General features: G+C 64.8%; 9 protein-coding genes. 3 read left to right on the top strand and 6 right to left on the bottom strand.

All coding sequences use genetic code 11. The features are described 5' to 3' along the window. Nucleotides 1–162: 162 nt before the first annotated feature. From RBB42_RS11650 to RBB42_RS11640, 3 genes are all read right to left on the bottom strand, one after another. Complete coding sequence (locus RBB42_RS11650) at nucleotides 163–1,521, bottom strand: polysaccharide biosynthesis/export family protein (protein WP_305967625.1); 1,359 nt, start codon at nucleotides 1,519–1,521, stop codon at nucleotides 163–165. A gap of 327 nt (nucleotides 1,522–1,848) precedes the next feature. Continuing rightward, a complete protein-coding gene (locus RBB42_RS11645; protein WP_306043688.1) occupies nucleotides 1,849–2,571 on the bottom strand; it encodes a sugar transferase in 723 nt (240 codons plus the stop codon). Between the two features lie 342 nt (nucleotides 2,572–2,913). Then, nucleotides 2,914–3,672 (bottom strand): metallophosphoesterase, encoded by a 759-nt coding sequence (locus RBB42_RS11640; protein WP_305967624.1) that lies wholly within the window; start codon nucleotides 3,670–3,672, stop codon nucleotides 2,914–2,916. Nucleotides 3,673–3,940: 268 nt separating this feature from the next. Here RBB42_RS11640 and RBB42_RS11635 point away from each other — a divergent pair, with 268 nt between their 5' ends. The 3 genes from RBB42_RS11635 (at nucleotide 3,941) to RBB42_RS11625 (ending at nucleotide 10,219) form a co-directional block, all read left to right on the top strand. Further along, entirely contained in the window at nucleotides 3,941–4,969 is a 1,029-nt protein-coding gene (locus RBB42_RS11635; protein WP_305967623.1) for a calcium-binding protein, read from the top strand. Nucleotides 4,970–5,149: 180 nt separating this feature from the next. Continuing rightward, nucleotides 5,150–8,464 carry a DUF4214 domain-containing protein gene (locus tag RBB42_RS11630; protein WP_305967622.1) on the top strand — a complete coding sequence of 1,105 codons (3,315 nt, stop codon included), beginning with the start codon at nucleotides 5,150–5,152 and terminating at the stop codon, nucleotides 8,462–8,464. Between the two features lie 117 nt (nucleotides 8,465–8,581). Then, nucleotides 8,582–10,219, top strand: a complete 1,638-nt coding sequence (locus tag RBB42_RS11625) for an ABC transporter permease (RefSeq protein WP_305967621.1) — start codon at nucleotides 8,582–8,584, stop codon at nucleotides 10,217–10,219. A 211-nt stretch (nucleotides 10,220–10,430) separates the two neighbouring features. Here RBB42_RS11625 and RBB42_RS11620 read toward each other — a convergent pair whose 3' ends face one another. The 3 genes from RBB42_RS11620 to RBB42_RS11610 all read right to left on the bottom strand — a co-directional run bounded on the left by RBB42_RS11620 (nucleotide 10,431) and on the right by RBB42_RS11610 (nucleotide 17,211). Then, nucleotides 10,431–11,456: a Fe(3+) ABC transporter substrate-binding protein gene (locus RBB42_RS11620; protein WP_305967620.1), complete on the bottom strand. Its 1,026-nt coding sequence runs from the start codon at nucleotides 11,454–11,456 to the stop codon at nucleotides 10,431–10,433. Between the two features lie 207 nt (nucleotides 11,457–11,663). After that, nucleotides 11,664–13,700: an FAD-dependent oxidoreductase gene (locus tag RBB42_RS11615; RefSeq protein WP_305967619.1), complete on the bottom strand. Its 2,037-nt coding sequence runs from the start codon at nucleotides 13,698–13,700 to the stop codon at nucleotides 11,664–11,666. Nucleotides 13,701–13,779: 79 nt separating this feature from the next. Then, nucleotides 13,780–17,211 carry an indolepyruvate ferredoxin oxidoreductase family protein gene (locus RBB42_RS11610; RefSeq protein ID WP_305967618.1) on the bottom strand — a complete coding sequence of 1,144 codons (3,432 nt, stop codon included), beginning with the start codon at nucleotides 17,209–17,211 and terminating at the stop codon, nucleotides 13,780–13,782. Nucleotides 17,212–17,308: the final 97 nt, after the last annotated feature.

Below are 17,308 nucleotides of genomic sequence, written 5' to 3'. Positions count from 1 at the left end.
TCTGCTGTCCTCAATGGACACCGCAAAAATCCGGGGGATGCAGAGTGCCAAACCTGCGGTCCGCGAAAGTGCCTCAATCGCGGAGTGTCACATCTTTACCGCTCGGGGACGCGCGATTCCGGGATCAAGATCCCGAAACCGTGCGAAACGCCCGCGTTCACCTCAAAGCGCAGCCTGGCTGGCCGAGTTCAAGATCGTCGGGAAGGCCTGTTGCAGGGCGCGGCCCCACTTGGTGATCGGCTGCTCCTCGATGAAGATGACATCGTTGGGGCGCATCTGGAACTTGGTGGCCATGATCATGTTGGCCGCATTGCCCGCATCCAGGTGATAGGCCACGATCTCGCCGACCTTCGCGGGGTCGCTGCTGCCGCGAAGGACATAGATCTCGGTCGGGTCGCCGGTGGTGTTGTCGAACCCGCCTTCATTGTACAGCACGTCGGCCAGCGTCGCCTGGCGGCCATAGGGTAGCGCAAAGCGGTTCTGCTTGGTGACTTCGCCGCTGAGGTAGACGTAGTCGCGCCCTTCGGCGTCCAGCGCGGTGCGGGATTCGAAGATGCGGCGGCGTTCGTCCAGCGCACCGCGGCGGATCGCGATCTCGGCGCTCAGCGCCTGCAGCGCCTGGCTGCGTGCCGAGGACCGAAGGGTCACAGCGTCGATCTTGGTCTTGTAGAATTCGAAGGCCCGGTCGAGGTCATAGGTCGTATCGACAAAGACCGCGTCACCCGCCTGCAGGAGCTTGTCCTTGATCGCGGGCTGCGCGCGGAAGGTTTCGACCGGGATCTGGTACAATGTGCCGTCGCGGTAGATCCGGATCGAGGCGAATTCCTCGTCGCGCACGGAAAGACCACCCGCGGTGATCAGCGCCTGCCCCAGGGTCAGGTTGTTCGGTGTGATCGGCACCAGCTTGGCGGTGCGGACGGCGCCGCCTACGGCCACCTGCTGCGAGTTGAACTCGGCCACTTCGAGGCTGAAGGACGGGTCGATCTGGTTCGACACCAGCGCCTGGAACAGCTGGTCCTCGGCCTGCTGCAGGGTCAGGCCCGCCAGTTGCACGGCGCCGATGTCCGGAATGGCGATGGTGCCGTCATCGCGCACCGTATAGCCCTGTCTCTGGCTCTGCGCGGCCAGGAGGCCCGAGAGTTGTTCGACCGTCGAGGCGGCGCCACGGGTCGCCAGCAAGAGCACATCCCCCACGCCGATGCGGTAGGGCTGCGGATTGATGTCGGGCAGCGGGCGATATTCGAGGCGCTGACGCGATGCATCAGGCAGATATGGGGCAGCGGGCAGCGCCCCGGCCCCGGTCGCACCACCATAGGATCCTGCATAGGCGTAGAACACATCCGGCAGCGCACGCGGCGTGTAGTCCGAGGCATTGGCGTAGGCAATGGCCCGGGGCGTCATTTCCACGACAGAAACGGGCAGCTCGCCCTGTCGTTCGATCACCTTCGGACTGTGATAGGTGACACCGCACCCGGACAGGACGGCCAAGCCGCCCATCGCCAGCACGGCCAAACGGGCCAAGCCAGCGACTCTATTGTACTCTTTCAAACCTGCAGCCAAGTTCGCCCCCTTTGTGCGTCGTCCCGGCACCATGTCGTTCTCAACACGCGGCATCTGTGGCAGAAAGCAGATACCCAAACCGGAAAAATCCCCATGTGATGTACCCCGGCGCTGCCCTGAATGCGACCTGACCCATTCGCTGACATGTGCTATCGAAACCGAAAGCGGCAAATCTGCAACAAGTTCGAAAAAACACGAGAGCCTGTGGAAAAGTTTGACAGGGCGCAGGCTTACCCGGTGAAAAGTCAAACCTTTTCAAGAATTCAGCCCAACTGATCGGAACGCCTGTCAGGCGCCGCCGCGCCGCGCGACGACGCTGAGCGTGCGCCAGAATATCCACATCTCCAGCGCAAAACTCATGTGAGAGATATAGTAGAGATCGGCCTTCACCTTGCGGCGCGTGGCGTCCATGCCCTCGACATACCCCAGTTCCGTCTGCGCCAGGCCGCTTATGCCGGGGCGCACCGCATGACGTTCACGATACCCCGGGATCTTTTCCAGGTATTCGACGGCATGATCGAAATAATCCGGGCGCGGTCCGATCAGGCTCATCTGGCCAAGCAGGACATTGAGGATCTGAGGCAGTTCATCGATGCGCGACTTGCGCAGGAAACGGCCCAGCGTTGTGATGCGGTCGGTTTCAAGTGGGCTGTCCGCACCGCGGGTCACTTGGGTCTCCGCGCGCATGGTACGGAACTTGATCGCATTGAACGGCTTGCAGTCACGGCCCATGCGTGGCTGCACAAAGAACAGCCCGCCGCGGTTGTAGAACGGGTTAAGGCCGAGAATGACCAGAGCAACCACTGCCAGCGCCGGCAAAAGAAGGATGCTCATGCAAATGTCGAAGACCCGTTTGGCGCCCCTGAAAGCCATCGCATGGGCCAAGTTGCTCTCGTGAAAGGGGGTTCCGGCGGTAATTGCCGTCTCATCCAGTGCTCGAACGTCAAACATGTCGCCCCCAAGAGCAAAAAAACAAATGCTGCACCTGCAAACACGCAGCTCTTTGGGCATCATTTAGGTTAGCGCCATGTGCCATGTCAATTAACAAAACTATAACACTCCCGGCATGAGGCTGAAATGGCATAGCCTTGCCCGGAAAAGTTGCAAAACGCGGAACCTGTCATTGTTTCAAAGGCTTGAGGCGCTGTTCGGTTGTCGCGTTTCCGATCAGGCGATCCGGGAACATGTGATGGCCGCATTCAATCTATGGACGCAAATTTCGCACCAAGAGCGATTTCGCGGTTGCAGAAAACCGCCCGGTCCGGAACTCGGGCACAGTCGCAAGTTGACCTGCACGCTGCCCCAAGGCCAGACGCCACCCCGCGTCGGAAAACAGGCCTGCGGCCCAGTTTCTCAAGCGCTAACATAGGTTACGCCCTCCTCCTCGACCAGCGCGGCGGACAGCACGCCGGTGGCGTAGGCCCCGGTGTCGGTCGGGATTCGCCCCTGGTCGACCTTCGGCGTCTCCGTGATCGTATGGCCATGCACAACCCAAAGCCCGTCGGCCCGGGGAGTGCGGCGGAAATCGGGATGCCCCCACAAGAAGTTTCCACGCTCTTGGTCGGCAATCGGCAACGCCGGGTCCGCACCAGCATGGACGACGACCACATTGCCCGTCTGCCAGGTCAGCGGCAGGCCGCGAAGCCAGTCGATTGTGGCATCGCCCAGCGCCTCGGCCAGCCGGTCGCGCATCTCGAGCCACTCGGCCTCTGGACGCTGGCCAAGAACCGGGGGCACACGATAGCTGGCCAAGGTCTGCAGCCCGCCGTGGCGCAGCCAGCGCGGCCCATTGGCAACCGGATCATCCAGCGTGTCCAGCAGCATCTTCTCGTGATTGCCCATGATGCAATGCATAAGGTCACCCGCCCCCTCGCTCAGCACCCTGATGCGGCGAAGGACGCGGGACGTTTCCTCTCCGCGGTCGACGTAGTCGCCGACCATGACCAGCAGCGCCTCGGGGTGGCGCATCTTGTCCAGCCGGTTCAGCAGGCGATCCAGCAGGCGGTCGCAACCGTGCACGTCGCCGACGGCGAAAAACGGGGTTTCGGGACGAAGCGGCTCTTGGGAAAGGTCCCGTTCACGGGACTGCTGTTTGCGGTTGCGGAGAATCATAGATCAAGTTGTAGGTGTTTCCCTCCAAACGGCAAACTGGGAAGCGCACCAAGGTAAACGCCGTCGGCGGCCATTTGGAGGCGCTTGGCCGGCGTTGCCCGGGATCGCTCCCGGAATGCGGGCTTCCCGGCAGGGCTGTTCGCCGTATGGTCGTTGCAACGGCCGCTTCCAAAGCTGGTGTTAACTGCCCGGAACAAGAACATTTGCCTTGCACGCACCGGATCGCGACACTCCGTCCGCAAACCGACAAGAGCAACGAGGCAGAGCCATGATCTTTCTGACCGGCCTACTGGGCATGATGGCCATCGGATCGCTGGCCTTTCTCGGCAACGGATCGGGCGATGAGACCGACGATGAAGACGATTTCGCCAAGCCCTCCGAAGAAGACGCAGGCGGGAATGGCCCGGTCGACACATTGAACGACATGGGCCTGCCAGACACGTCGCCGCCCGCAACGGGCCTCGCGACCGAAGGGCCTGCATCAGCCGGCACTGATGCCGTGGACCCGGCACCGGATGGCTCCGGCGACTGGCACGCGTTCGAGGGAGCCGATGACTTCGACCTGCGCCTGGGCACCGAGGACGACGATTTCTTGCGCGGCGACGACGACAGCGAAAGGCTGGATGGCGGCGCAGGCGACGACAACCTGCAAGCCAATGGCGGGCCTGATGACCTGTACGGCGGCGACGGTGAGGATCTGCTGTCCGGCGGCAATGGCGAAGACACGCTGAATGGCGGCGAGGGCGCCGACGATCTGCGAGGCGGCGCGCACGACGACGCGTTGCACGGCCGCGACGGGGACGACAGGCTGACGGGGGACGCCGGGCAGGACACGCTATTCGGCGGCGCGGGGAATGACCTGCTGTCCGGCATCCATCTGAACAAGACCGGCGAGGACGACGACGAGGGCGATTTCCTCAACGGCGGCAGCGGTGATGACACGGTCGTCGCGGGCGAAGGGGACGTGGTCTCGCTGGGTGCTGGGGCGGATGTGCTGGTGCTTGGCGAATGGATGACCGAAGACGGCGCCGACATCCTCGACTACGATGACGAGGAAGACCAGTTGATGGTTGTCTACAACGACAGCCTGCACGGCGATGAACCGGACCTGGACATACGCACCCAGACCGAGAACCCGTCGCTGACCGAAATCCTGCTGGGCGACGAGGTTCTGGCCACCCTGCCCACCGAGGATGCGCCCGACCTTGCCCAGATCGTCCTGATCGCGGAAAGCGCCCTGACCGATCTCGCGCTGGACATGGGACCCGACATTGCCCAGTTGCGACAGGCTGGCTGACGGCCCGCCCACTTGTGCCGATCCAGGTCCGCGCAGCCCGTGCGGACCTCTTTCGTCCGACCGCGCAATCCAAGCAATAAAACAATCTAAAATATAACCCTAAGTCCCATTTTTCGCCACATACCGGCCCCGGACAGGACCCGCCCCAGATCGAGTCTGCCCCGCAAAGAGGGGTGAGTCATGGCGGCATTCAGCATGTCCCTGGCATCGGCGACAGCCACTGGGACATTTGTTCAGGACTATCATTTCGGCACAAACGCACTGCACGAAATCAACATCGCCACCGATGGGGACATGCGGCCCCACGACGGGTTCGCCGCAGCCGTCGACGCGCTGGACCTGACGCAGCTGCGCTACCCGGGCGGCCATGCCGAGAACACGATCGACATTACGCGCCTCGAGGACGGCCAGCTGCGGGCCGAGGTGCGCGCTTTCATGGACTGGGTGGTCGCCAACAGCACGCCCGGCCACATGATCCAGGTCACCGTCGTGCTGCCGACCAAGGTGGACATCCCGGCAGCCCGGATCGAGGCCTTTGTCTACCTTTTGCTTCAGGAATACGGGGACCATGTCGCCGGGCTGGAGATCGGCAACGAATATTCCATCGGAAAGCGCGTTGACGGTTTTGACCGCAGCACCCACCCCGAAGACAACCCCGACAGCGACTTCGTCTCTTCCATGAACGAAACGGAATACGGGATCGCGGCGAACCGGGTCATCAATGCCGCGCAGGATGCCATCGACCGGCTGCAACGGGATCATCCGGACCCGGGTCACGACCCGGCGATCCTGATCCAGCTTGGCGACATCAGCGGCGCGGGCAGCGCCTACAAGGGCAACGGCAACTGGGACGAGGCGAACGAGGCGATCCTGTCCTGGCTGGACCAGCGCGCGCTGGATTCAATCGACGGCGCCGTCGCGCATTACTACTACAACATCCAGCACAGCGACTCCGTGGTCTTTGAGGACAGCAATCAGACGGGCCGCAGCATCGACCTGCGCATAGACAGCTTCAACATGCACCTCGGCCGCGAGGTGCCCGTCTACATCACCGAGTGGAACGTCCTGAATTCCAACGCGAACCAGCAGGGCATGGCCGCCGCCTCGACCCTGGTCGAGATGTTCGAGTTCATCGTTCAGGCCGAAACCGCGGATGCCTTCATCTGGCCGCTTCAGCACCGCACATCGAACACCATCGCCGGCAACCGCAACGCCGACGACATGGACCTGTCCGCCGGCGGCGGCGCCTTCCGGATGATGGCCGACAGACTGCGCCCGGAAACCAGCGCGGAAACGGGCCATGTCGAACGCTTCGAAAGCTTTGAGACCGAGTGGACCGGCAGCAACGGCGAGGTCGAGATCAACTACTACGCCAGCCCTTACCACGACGTGATCCATGTCTCTCTGCGCGATCTCGACCCGGGGACGATCACACTGGACCTTGCGCCCTTCCTCGACGAGGCCACGGGCGTAACGGTAACGCGGCTGACAATGGATCCCGCAAGTTCGGACGGGCTGAGCGACCTGGCCGACGAGAACGGGCTGAACCGGATCGGGCGGCGCGACATCGACGCCGAGGAACTGGCGGCCCTGTCGCAACTGGCCTTCTTCGACGAGACCAACAAGAACCACCTTCAGGACCTCGGCGGCGGCCAGTACCGCACCTACCTGCCGACCGCGACCGGCATCGTGGCACTGGTCGCCAATCCGCAGGACATCTCGGATTATTACTTTGCCACCGAGGTCGACGTGGAGCCGATGCTGGTGGAGGTTGCCGGCGATCACCTGAACAGCGGCAGTGTCGGGCTATCCATGTTGCCCTACGACGTGGCCGAAATCGTGATTGAAAAGAAGTGGGTGCAGAAAGGCAGCGCCTCGGACGAACGGCTGACCGGCGGCATTGGCCAGGATGTCATCCTGGGACGCCAGGGCAACGACACGATCGCGACCGGCGAGGGGGACGACACGCTCAAGGGTGGCTTCGGGGACGATCATCTCGATGCCGGATCGGGGGAGGACTACATCGTCGCGGGCAGCGGCAATGACACCGTGCTCGCCGGCGCGGGGGACGACCTGATCGTCGCCGGGACCGGCGACAAGACCATCCAGGGCGGCACGGGCAGGGACACGGTGCGGCTTGACGGGGCCAGCGACAGCTATCAGGCCAGTTTCAGCAACGGGGTCCTGCGGCTGGCCAGCGCCGATTCCGATATCCGTCTCCAAGCGGTCGAAGTGCTGGATTTCGACAACCGCACAGTTTCCGTCACCGACTACCTCGACGAGATCGGCACCGCCCCGACCGGGGTCTACGGCACGGCGAACGACGACCTCCTGACTGGCACATCCGACAGTGAGATCATCCGCGGTGGCGATGGCCGCGACATTCTGCAGGGCCACAGCGGACAGGACACGCTGATTGGCGGGGCGGGCGATGATCTGCTGATCGCCGAGGGGCGGGGGCTATACGGGACCGACATATCGGAACAGGTCTATCGCATCTACAACGCGGTCTTCGGCCGTGAACCGGACGTGAACGGACACCAGTACTGGGTGCAACAGCTTGCCTCTTCGGCCATGAGCCACGCCGAGGTGTCGGCGCATTTCATGTCCTCACCCGAATTCCAGCGGACCTATGGCACCACCACGGACGCCGAGTTCGTCACGCTGCTGTACCAGAACGTATTGTCCCGCGCGCCGGATGCCGCCGGGATGGCTGCATGGCTGGACCATCTCGACGGCGGCATGTCGCGCCAGATGGTGGTCCGGCATTTCGCCGAAAGCCCCGAGAACCGGACCGGCACCCAGGATGCCCAGGCCGCGTTCGATGGGCGATGGGACGCGGCCAACTGGTCGGATGACCTGTTCCGGCTCTTCCATGCCATGCTGGGCGCGGCCCCCGAGCCCGCCACTTTCCGGGACTGGATGCAGGCGCTGACCGAGGGCGCGACGATGCAGGACGCGGCGACCGCCCTCATGGCCCTGCCCGCCTACCAGTCAGGCCTTGGGCCTTTGGACGATGCCCAATTCGTCACCCGACTGTACCGCAACCTGCTGGATCGCAGTCCCAATAGCGCCGAACTGGCCAGTTGGACGGCCGCGCTGGACGGCGGGCTCGCCCGGTCGGCGGTGATCCTCGACCTTGTCGGCAGCCCCGCGGCCATCGCGGCCAACGGCGCGGCAGTGACCGCCTACATGCATGGCCTCGGCCTTGATGATGTTCTGGAGGCCGGAACCGGCGACGATATCCTGTCTGGCGGGCTTTACTGCGATACCTTCGTCTTCGACCGTGGCGACAGCGGCACCCATCTTGTCACCGACCTGGAACCCTGGGACCGGGTGGACCTGTCGGATTTCGGCTATGCCGATGCGGATGCCGCCCTTGCGCGGATGCAACAGCAGGGCGATGACGTCATCTTTCAGGACCAGGGCGTGACCGTGATCTTCAACGATCAGCAGCTTGCCCAGATCACCAGTGACATGATCCTTTACGCCTGATCGACCACCGGCCCCTGCCTCGCCCCGTGTCGGGACGCTTGACTCTCCGTCCGATCCTCGCCAATCCCGATCAAAACGCTCGGCCGGGTGAAAAATCCGCGCCCAGAGGAGGCAGCCATGCAGAAACGGCACCGCACAGTGACCGAGCGGCTTCTTTATGCCGTCGCCCTCCTGATTGCGGCGTTCTGCGCCCTGCCCCATCTTGGTGTCCTGCTGGCCGCCCTTTCTGCCGAAAGCGATACGCTGTCCCATCTCGCCGAAACGGTGCTGGGCCGCTACACCGCCACCACGCTGATCCTGCTGACGCTGGTGTCCGTCGGGACGTTGCTGATCGGCACCGGTGCGGCCTGGCTGGTGGTCATGACCGAGTTCACGGGGCGCCGCATCCTCGAGGTGGCGCTGGTGCTGCCGCTCGCCTTTCCGGCCTATGTCATCGCCTATGCCTACACGCATCTGCTGGACCATCCCGGCATCGTGCAGGCCACCCTGCGCGACATCACCGGCTGGGGCCCGCGCGACTACTGGTTCCCGGAAATCCGGTCGACCGGCGGCGCGGCGGCCATGCTGATGCTGGTGCTCTATCCCTATGTCTACCTTCTGGCCCGTGCCGCCTTCATCAGCCAGAGCGCAACCACGGTCTTTGCCGCCCGTTCGCTGGGCCGGACACCGCTGGGGGCCTTCTTTTCGGTGACCTTGCCGATGGCGCGCCCCGCCATCGCAGCGGGCGTCCTGCTGGCCGCGATGGAAACCATCGCGGATTACGGCACCGTGTCCTATTTCGGGGTCCAGACCTTTGCCACCGGGATCTACACCAGCTGGTTTTCCCTGGCCGACCGGGCCGGCGCGGCACAGCTGGCGCTGGGGCTGCTGGGCTTTGCCCTGCTGCTGGCAGTGCTGGAACGCAAGAGCCGGGGACAGGCGCGCTATCACTCGGGCCGACGCCGAGAGCCCGTGCCCCGTACGCCTCTCAAAGGCGGGTTAAACGCCGCCGCGCTGGTGGCTTGCAGCCTGCCGGTGCTGCTGGGTGCCTTGATCCCGGCACTGGCGCTGTTGACCATGGCTGCCGGGTCGGAACAGGACATCCTCAGCCGCCGCTACATCCGTTTCATCGAGAATTCGCTGACCCTGGCCACCGTGGCCGCGATCGTCACCGTCGGGGCCGCCGTGATCCTGGGCAGCATCAGCCGCATCCTGCCCGGCCGGCTGACCGGAACGGCGCTATACGTCGGGCGGCTGGGCTATGCCGTGCCCGGCGGGGTGATCGCCGTTGGCCTTCTGGTGCCTTTCGCCGCCTTCGACAACGCGCTGGACAGCTGGATGCGGGACACCTTCGATATCTCCACCGGGCTTCTGTTCACCGGTTCGATCTGGGTTCTGGTGGGCGCCTACATGATCCGTTTCCTGGCCGCTGCCATCGGCGCCTATGAGGGTGGGATATCCACCGTCAGCCCCAACATGGATGCCGCCGCCCGCGTGCTGGGCCAGAACGCCGTCGGCACGGTGCGCCGCATCCACATGCCGCTGCTGCGGCCCAGCCTGCTGACCGCCGGGCTGATCGTCTTTGTCGACGTGATGAAGGAACTGCCCGCGACGCTGATCATGCGCCCGTTCAACTATGACACGCTGGCGGTACAGGCGCATCGGCTGGCCGCGGACGAACGGCTGGAAGGTGCCGCCGTGCCCAGCCTCGTGATCGCCGTGCTGGGCCTGTTGCCGGTGATCCTGCTGATCCACCGGATGCGCAAAGAGGACTGAGCCTCGGGCATCACCGCCTGTTGCAGGACCTCCAGCAAGCGATCCGCAATACCGCGTTCGCCCCTAGGCACACGCGCCATGACGGCGGGTGCCTCCTTGGTCCTGTCCAGCCAGATCGGCCAGATCTTCACCGCCCTCGGGCGACAGCTGAGCGGACCAACAAAAAAGGCGGGGTCGCCCCCGCCTTTTCCACTTGGAACACTGGCCGGAATTACTTCCAGCCGACCTCGTTAAAGAGTTTCTGGGCGGTGGGGATCTGCTTGGCCACGGCCGAGAGATCCACGTCATCGGGCTTGAAGAAGCCCAGCTCGGCCACGGAGGGGCTCAGGCCCACGCCCGGCACGGCCGGGTATTCGTCGTTGCCCGCCGAGAAGTACTTCTGCGCTTGATCGCTGGCCAGGTACTCGAGGAACTTGATCGCGTTTTCCTTGTTGGGCGCATGTGCGGCCACGCCGCCACCCGACAGGTTCATGTGCGCGCCGGTGCCATCCTGGTTCGGGAAGACCCAGCCGATCATGTCGCGGCTGTCGCTGAGGCCGTCGACCTCGGTCCGGATCGAACGTGCAAAATAGTAGGTGTTCGACAGGACCACGTCGCATTCACCCGAGACGATGCCGCGCAGCTGGTCGGTGTCGCCACCCTGCGGATCACGCGCGAAATTCGCCACGACACCGGCAGCCCAGTCACGCGCGGCCTCTTCGCCCATGTGCTCGACCAGCGCGGCCAGCAGCGTCTGCATGTAGGCGTTGGTGCCCGAACGGATGCAGACCTGGCCCTTGTACTTGGGGTCGGCCAGGTCCTGGTAGGTGGCCGGCGGCTCGGTCACGTCGTTCTTGTCGTAGAAGATGATGCGCGAACGCTGCGAAAAGCCGAACCATTCGTTTTCCGCATCTTGCAGGTAACCCGGCACGCGCGCCTCCAGCACGGCGCTCTCGATCGGCTGCAGGACGCCGGCGTCCTTGGCGCGTTCCAGCCGCGAGGTGTCGACGGTCAGCAGGATGTCGGCGGGCGAGTTGCGCCCCTCGGCCTGCATCCGCGCGATCAGCTCGTCGGCATTGCCCTCGATGCGGTTGATCGTGATGCCGGTTGCATCCTCGAAGTCCGAATACAGGCGCTCGTCGGTGTCGTAGTGGCGCGACGAATAGAGGTTCACCTCACCCTGCGCGCTGGCCAGGCCCGGAACCAGTCCGGTCACGGCGATCAGGGCGGCGGCGCCAAGTCCAGTCTTGAGAGTCATGCATCTCTCCCTTTGCATGTAATTCCTTACTGTTTTGGTCAATTACAGGAATCAGCCTTTGATGCAAGCACCGAGGCGAGAAAATCTTGCCTCGGGCCGTGCTGTCGTGCGGGCTCGGCTCCGGCGCACTCGGGCAACAGGATGCCGAACCGGCGGCCGAAGCCGCCGGGCAATCCATTGAAATAAAGTGTTTTTGTCAGACTGGCGTCAGGCGCCCGTGACCCGCTGGCTCATCACCCAGCTGCCCGGGCTTTCCTCGGCCAGCCGCCGCATGGTGTCGCCGACCTCGTTCCAGCCGCGCTCTTCCGCCGCCCGCATCGGCCCCCCGCGCCAGCGCGGAAAGGCGTAGCCATGGATCTGCACCATATCGACGGCGGCATCGCTTTCGGCGATGCCCTCTTCGACGATTCGCGCACCTTCGTTGGCCAGAACCGCCAGAATTCGCGCCACGATCTCTTCGCGGGCAAAACTGCGGCGGGTGATCCCCTGCGCCCTTGCATAGTCCAGGATCACCTGTTCGACCTCGGCCGAGGGGCGCGGTTTACGGTCACCCGCGACGTAGTCGTACCAGCCCTTTCCGCTGCGCTGACCCAGCCGGTCCATCTCGCACAGCTGGTCGGATATGGCGACATAGCGCTGCGCCGGATCGCGCGTCGCAGCCTGCCGCTTGCGGTTGGCCCAGGCGATCTGCAGGCCCGTCAGATCCTGCAGTTCGAAGGGCCCCATCGGAAAGCCGATCTCTCGCGCGGCGGCATCCACCTCTTGCGGCAGGGCGCCATCGGCCAGCATGTATTCCGCTGCGCGCCGGTATTCCGCCAGCATCCGGTTGCCGATGAACCCGTCGCAGATCCCCGCCAGCACCGAAACCTTGCGCAGCCGCTTGCCAAAGGCAAAGCCCGTCGCCAGCACTTCGGCAGAGGTTTCAGGCAGGGCCACGATCTCCAGCAGTTTCATCACATGCGCGGGCGAAAAGAAGTGCAGCCCGATACAGCGTGCCGGGTTCGAGATGCCGTCAAAGATCTCGCGCGGGTCGATGTATGAGGTGTTGGTGCCCAGGATCGCCTCCGGCGAGACCACCTCGGCCAGTTGCCGGAATACCGCGCGCTTGACCTCCAGATCCTCGAATACCGCCTCGACCGCCAGGTCGACACCCGCCGCATCGGCGTAGTCCGCCGTCGCGGTGAACCGGGCCTTCTGATCAGCCGCCTTTGCCTCGCTCAGCTTGCCGCGTTTTACGGCCCCGTCGATCAGCCCGGCAACACGCGCCTCGGCGCCGGCCGCCGCCTCGGCGTCACGCTCGATCAGCACGACCTCCAGCCCGCCGCCAAGGCTTGCCGTGGCGATGCCCGCGCCCATCAATCCGCCGCCGACCACGGCAATGCGCTGCAGCTCGCGCGGCTTGGCGCCCTCTGCCGCCTTGGGGCGCGCCACCGCGCGTTCGGCAAAAAAGGCATGGCGCAGGGCGCGGCTCTCGGGGCTCTGGCGCAGCTCCAGGTGCAGGGCGCGTTCCTTGGGCTGGCCTTCGGAGAAGGGCAGATAGGCCCATTGCAGCGCGTCGATGTTCAACAGCGGCGACATCTGCCCGCGTGCGCGTTTCATTACCGCCTCGCGCTTGACCTCCAGCGCGTCGGCCGCCAGCGGCTCTGCCACCCGCTCCGACACTTTCGAGGGCCGCTCCGGCAGGTCCGCCACGAAGTCGCGCGCCGCCGCCCGCATGTCCCCCTCGAACACCAGGTCCAGCCCACCCAGCGCCTTGAGCGTCGCTGCATCCAGCATCTGCCCCGAGGCCGCCATGTCGATAGAGGCTTCCATCCCGATCAGACGCGGCGCGCGTTGCGAACCACCCGCGCCAGGCACAAGCCCCACGTTGACCTCGGGCAGGCCGAACCGTGTGCCCGCTTGCGCAAGCCGCCAGGCACAAGCCATCGCGATCTCGAACCCGCCGCCCAGCACCGTGCCATGCATGACCGCGACGAATGGCGTCTCGCTGTCCTCGATCATCTGCACCATGTCGGGTAGGTGCGGCTCGACCGGGGGGGCGTCGAATTCCGACATGTCCCCGCCGGCGACAAAGGTCCGCCCGGCGCCGGTCAGGATCGCGACGCGCGCGCCCTGCACCTGCCGGACCGCCTCTGCCATCCCCGCGCGTACCGCCGTGCTGGTGGCATTGACGGGCGGATTGTCGATGGTCACCCAGGCCAGGTCGCCTTCGCGGGTGACGGTAACGGGGCTGTCGGTTGTCATGGTCAAGGCTCCTCTCCTCGCCCCTGCCGCGGGCGTCCTGCAAGGGGGATAACCCAAACGCGCGGTCGGTTAAAGGATTTTAGGCAGCATACTGCTTAACTGCCTCGGCGATCGCCTTGCGGGTCTTGTCGGCGGCCTCTTCCTTGACCGGGCCAAAGCCGCGGATTTCCATGACCATCGCTGCGATCCGCGCCGCCTCGTCACGGTTGTCCGCCGTCAGCCCGTCGACCAGCCGTCCCAACAGCTCCCGGTACTCTTCGATCAGCGCCCGCTCCATCCGCCGTTCTTCGGTGCGGCCAAAGGGATCGAACGGCGTACCGCGCAGCCGCTTCATCCGCGCCAACTGGCGAAAGGCCACCTGCACCCAGGGGCCAAAGCTGCGTTTCAGCGGCCGCCCGCGCGCATCCTTGCCAGAGGACAGGATCGGCGGCGCAAGGTGGTGGCGCACCGTGAATTCGCCCTCGAAACGGTCCTTGAGACCATCAATGAACCCGGTCTTTGCGTGCAGCCGCGCGACCTCGTATTCGTCCTTGTAGGACATCAGCTTGAACAGACCCCTCGCCGCTGCCTCAGACAGGGCGCCCGGCGCGCCCGCGACACGGGTTTCGGCCTCGATTACCTTTTGCAGATCGTCGCGATAGCGCCGCGCCCAGCGCGCGCTTTGGTAATCGGCCAGGAAATCCGCCCGGCGGTCGATGATCTGCTCCAGCGTCTGCACGGGACGCGCCTCGATCCCGGCGATCCGCTCGACCCCCTCGGGATCGGTCACTGCGACCCGCCCCCAGGCAAAGGCCTGCTTGTTCAGCTCCGGCTTGACCCCGTTCAGCTCGATCGCCCGCATCAGCGCCGCCTCAGACAGGGGCACCAGACCCGCCTGCCAGGCCGCGCCCAGCATCAGGACATTGGCAAAGACCGTATCGCCCAGCAGAGCCTCGGACAGCGCGTTGGCATCCAGCGATTGCAACGCCTTGCCATCCACCGCCCCGGAAATCCGCGCCAGCCGGTCTCCGGCCTTCAGGTCCGCGTCGCGGTTGCGGGTGAAATCCCCGGTCGGCATCAAGGCCGTGTTCACCACCGCCTTCGTATGCCCCGCCCGGTAGGTCATCGAAGCCTTGGGCGAGGAACTCACCACCAGGTCACAGCCGATCAGCGCATCCGCCGAGGAGGGCTCGATCCGCGCCTGGTTGACCTCTTCGGGGCGCGCCGACATCCGCAGATAGCTGAGCACCGGCCCGAATTTCTGCGCAAAGCCCATGAAGTCCAGCACGCTGGCGCCCCGCCCCTCGAGGTTCGCCGCCATCGCGATCAGCTGGCCCACGGTCACGACGCCCGTGCCGCCGACGCCAGTCACCAGGATATCCCAGGGCGCATCCAGCGACGGCAGAACGGGCGCCGGCAACCCTGCCACCATCTCGTCCAATTGCGCCTCGGACACGCCTCGCCCCTTTTTCAAGGTCGCGCCCTCGACGGTCACGAAACTGGGGCAGAACCCGTTCAGGCAGGTGAAATCCTTGTTGCAGGAGTTCAGGTTGATCTGCCGCTTGCGGCCGAACTCCGTTTCCAGCGGCTCGACGCTGAGACAGTTCGATTCCACCCCGCAATCGCCGCAGCCCTCGCAGACCAGCGGGTTGATGACGGCGAACCGCTTGGGGTCCTCCATCTTGCCGCGTTTCCGCAGGCGGCGTTTCTCGGTCGCGCAGGTCTGCTGGTAGATCAGCACCGTCGTCCCGGGGATCTCGCGCAACTCGCGCTGCACCCGATCCATCTCGCGCCGGTGCTCGATCTCGACCCCAGCCGGGAAATCGCCCTTGCGGAACTGCTCGGGATGATCGGACACGACGACCACCCGTTTCGCTCCCTCGGCCAGAACCGTCTGCGCAATCGCCTGCACGGAAATCGGCCCATCCACCACCTGCCCGCCGGTCATGGCCACCGCGTCGTTGAACAGGATCTTGAAGGTGATGTTCGTCCCGGCCGCAATCGCCTGCCGCACCGCCAGCGACCCCGAGTGGTAATAGGTCCCCTCGCCCAGGTTCTGAAAGACATGGGCATTGCCGTTGAACTTCGACCGCGCGACCCAGTTGACGCCCTCGCCCCCCATCTGGATCAGCGAGGTCGTGTTGCGGTCCATCCAGCTGGCCATGAAATGACATCCGATCCCGGCCAGAGCCTGACTGCCCTCGGGCACCTTCGTGGACGTATTATGCGGGCAGCCAGAGCAGAAATAGGGCGTGCGGGCCGCCCCCGACACCTCGATCAGGTTCGGGGGCGGCACCAGCGCCTCGGCACGTTCCGTGAGTGATGTGCCAAGATTCAGGTCCAGTCGTTTCGCGATGATCCGCGCCAGCATCACGGCGCCCAGTTCATGCGTCCAGGGGATCAGCCGCTCGCCGTGCTCATCGCGCTTGCCGACCATGCGTTCGGGCTTTTGCCCGGGGAAATCGTAGAAATACTCTTTCAGCTGGCTCTCGATGATGCCGCGCTTTTCCTCGATGACCAGCAGCTCCTGCTTTTCATGGGCAAAGCCCAGCGCGCCGCGGTCCTCCAACGGCCAGACCATGCCCACCTTGTACAGGTCGATGCCCAACTCGCGCGCCGCGCCCTCGTCGATACCCAGGAGGCGCAGCGCCTCCAGCGTGTCCAGATGCGCCTTGCCGGTGGTCACGATGCCGAACCGCGCCGGGTGCCCCCATTCCGCCCGGTCGATGGGATTGGCGCGGGCAAAGGCCAGCACGGCGGCCTTCTTGGCCTCCATCCGCTCTTCGATCTGCATCCCCGGCAGGTCGGGCCACCGGTAATGCAGCCCGGTTTCGGGTGGCGTGAAATCCGGCGCGACAAAGGCCCGGTCGGCGGGCAACTCCACCGACATGCCCGATTCCACCGTCTCGGAAATCGCCTTGAACCCGACCCACATGCCGGAAAACCGCGACAGCGCGTAGCCCCATTCGCCAAAGGGCAGGAACTCGGCCACGTTGGCCGGGTTCAGCGTCGGCATGAAGAAATTCATGAAGGCCACGTCCGACTGGTGCGGCATGGACGAGGACACGCAGCCATGATCGTCCCCGGCCACCACCAGAACGCCCCCGTGCGGCGACGACCCATAGGCATTGCCGTGTTTCAGCGCATCCGCCGCCCGGTCCACGCCCGGACCCTTGCCGTACCACAGGCCAAAGACCCCCTCGCAGGTCCGGTCCGGGTCGGTTTCCACCTGTTGCGTGCCGATCATCTGGGTCGCGCCCAGTTCCTCGTTGATCGCGGGCAGAAAGGTGATCCCCGCCTCCTCGACCAGCTTTGCATGACCCGAAACCTCCAGGTCGACCCCGCCCACGGGCGAGCCGCGATACCCCGAGATATAGCCGCGTGTATCCAGCCCCCGCGCCCGGTCCCGCCGCGCCTGGTCCAGCGCGATCCGCAGGATCGCCTGTGTCCCGGTCAGGAACACGCGGCCCTCGGTGCGGGTATAGCGGTCTTCCAATGCGTAATCGGTCAGAATCGGCGTCTGGTCCGTCATGACATCCTCCCTGTCGCGGATCGGAGGATTTTCACCTCTTTTGCTGAAAAATGCCTTCCAATCTCTCAAGTTTGGGTCACAACTTGCAATGAAACGT

This window comes from Mameliella sp. MMSF_3455 (assembly GCF_030733205.1).
GTDB lineage: Bacteria > Pseudomonadota > Alphaproteobacteria > Rhodobacterales > Rhodobacteraceae > Antarctobacter.
Note: the sequence above shows the minus strand (reverse complement) of the source record. Positions and strands in the feature narration are given on the sequence as shown.

Bases quoted from the DNA above. Each gene is read 5' to 3' on its own strand.
- RBB42_RS11610 (WP_305967618.1), bottom strand. From the start codon at position 17,211: ATGACGGACCAGACGCCGATTCTGACCGATTACGCATTGGAAGACCGC.
- RBB42_RS11645 (WP_306043688.1), bottom strand. From the start codon at position 2,571: ATGCCCAAAGAGCTGCGTGTTTGCAGGTGCAGCATTTGTTTTTTTGCT.
- RBB42_RS11620 (WP_305967620.1), bottom strand. From the start codon at position 11,456: ATGACTCTCAAGACTGGACTTGGCGCCGCCGCCCTGATCGCCGTGACC.
- RBB42_RS11630 (WP_305967622.1), top strand. From the start codon at position 5,150: ATGGCGGCATTCAGCATGTCCCTGGCATCGGCGACAGCCACTGGGACA.
- RBB42_RS11635 (WP_305967623.1), top strand. From the start codon at position 3,941: ATGATCTTTCTGACCGGCCTACTGGGCATGATGGCCATCGGATCGCTG.
- RBB42_RS11625 (WP_305967621.1), top strand. From the start codon at position 8,582: ATGCAGAAACGGCACCGCACAGTGACCGAGCGGCTTCTTTATGCCGTC.
- RBB42_RS11640 (WP_305967624.1), bottom strand. From the start codon at position 3,672: ATGATTCTCCGCAACCGCAAACAGCAGTCCCGTGAACGGGACCTTTCC.
- RBB42_RS11615 (WP_305967619.1), bottom strand. From the start codon at position 13,700: ATGACAACCGACAGCCCCGTTACCGTCACCCGCGAAGGCGACCTGGCC.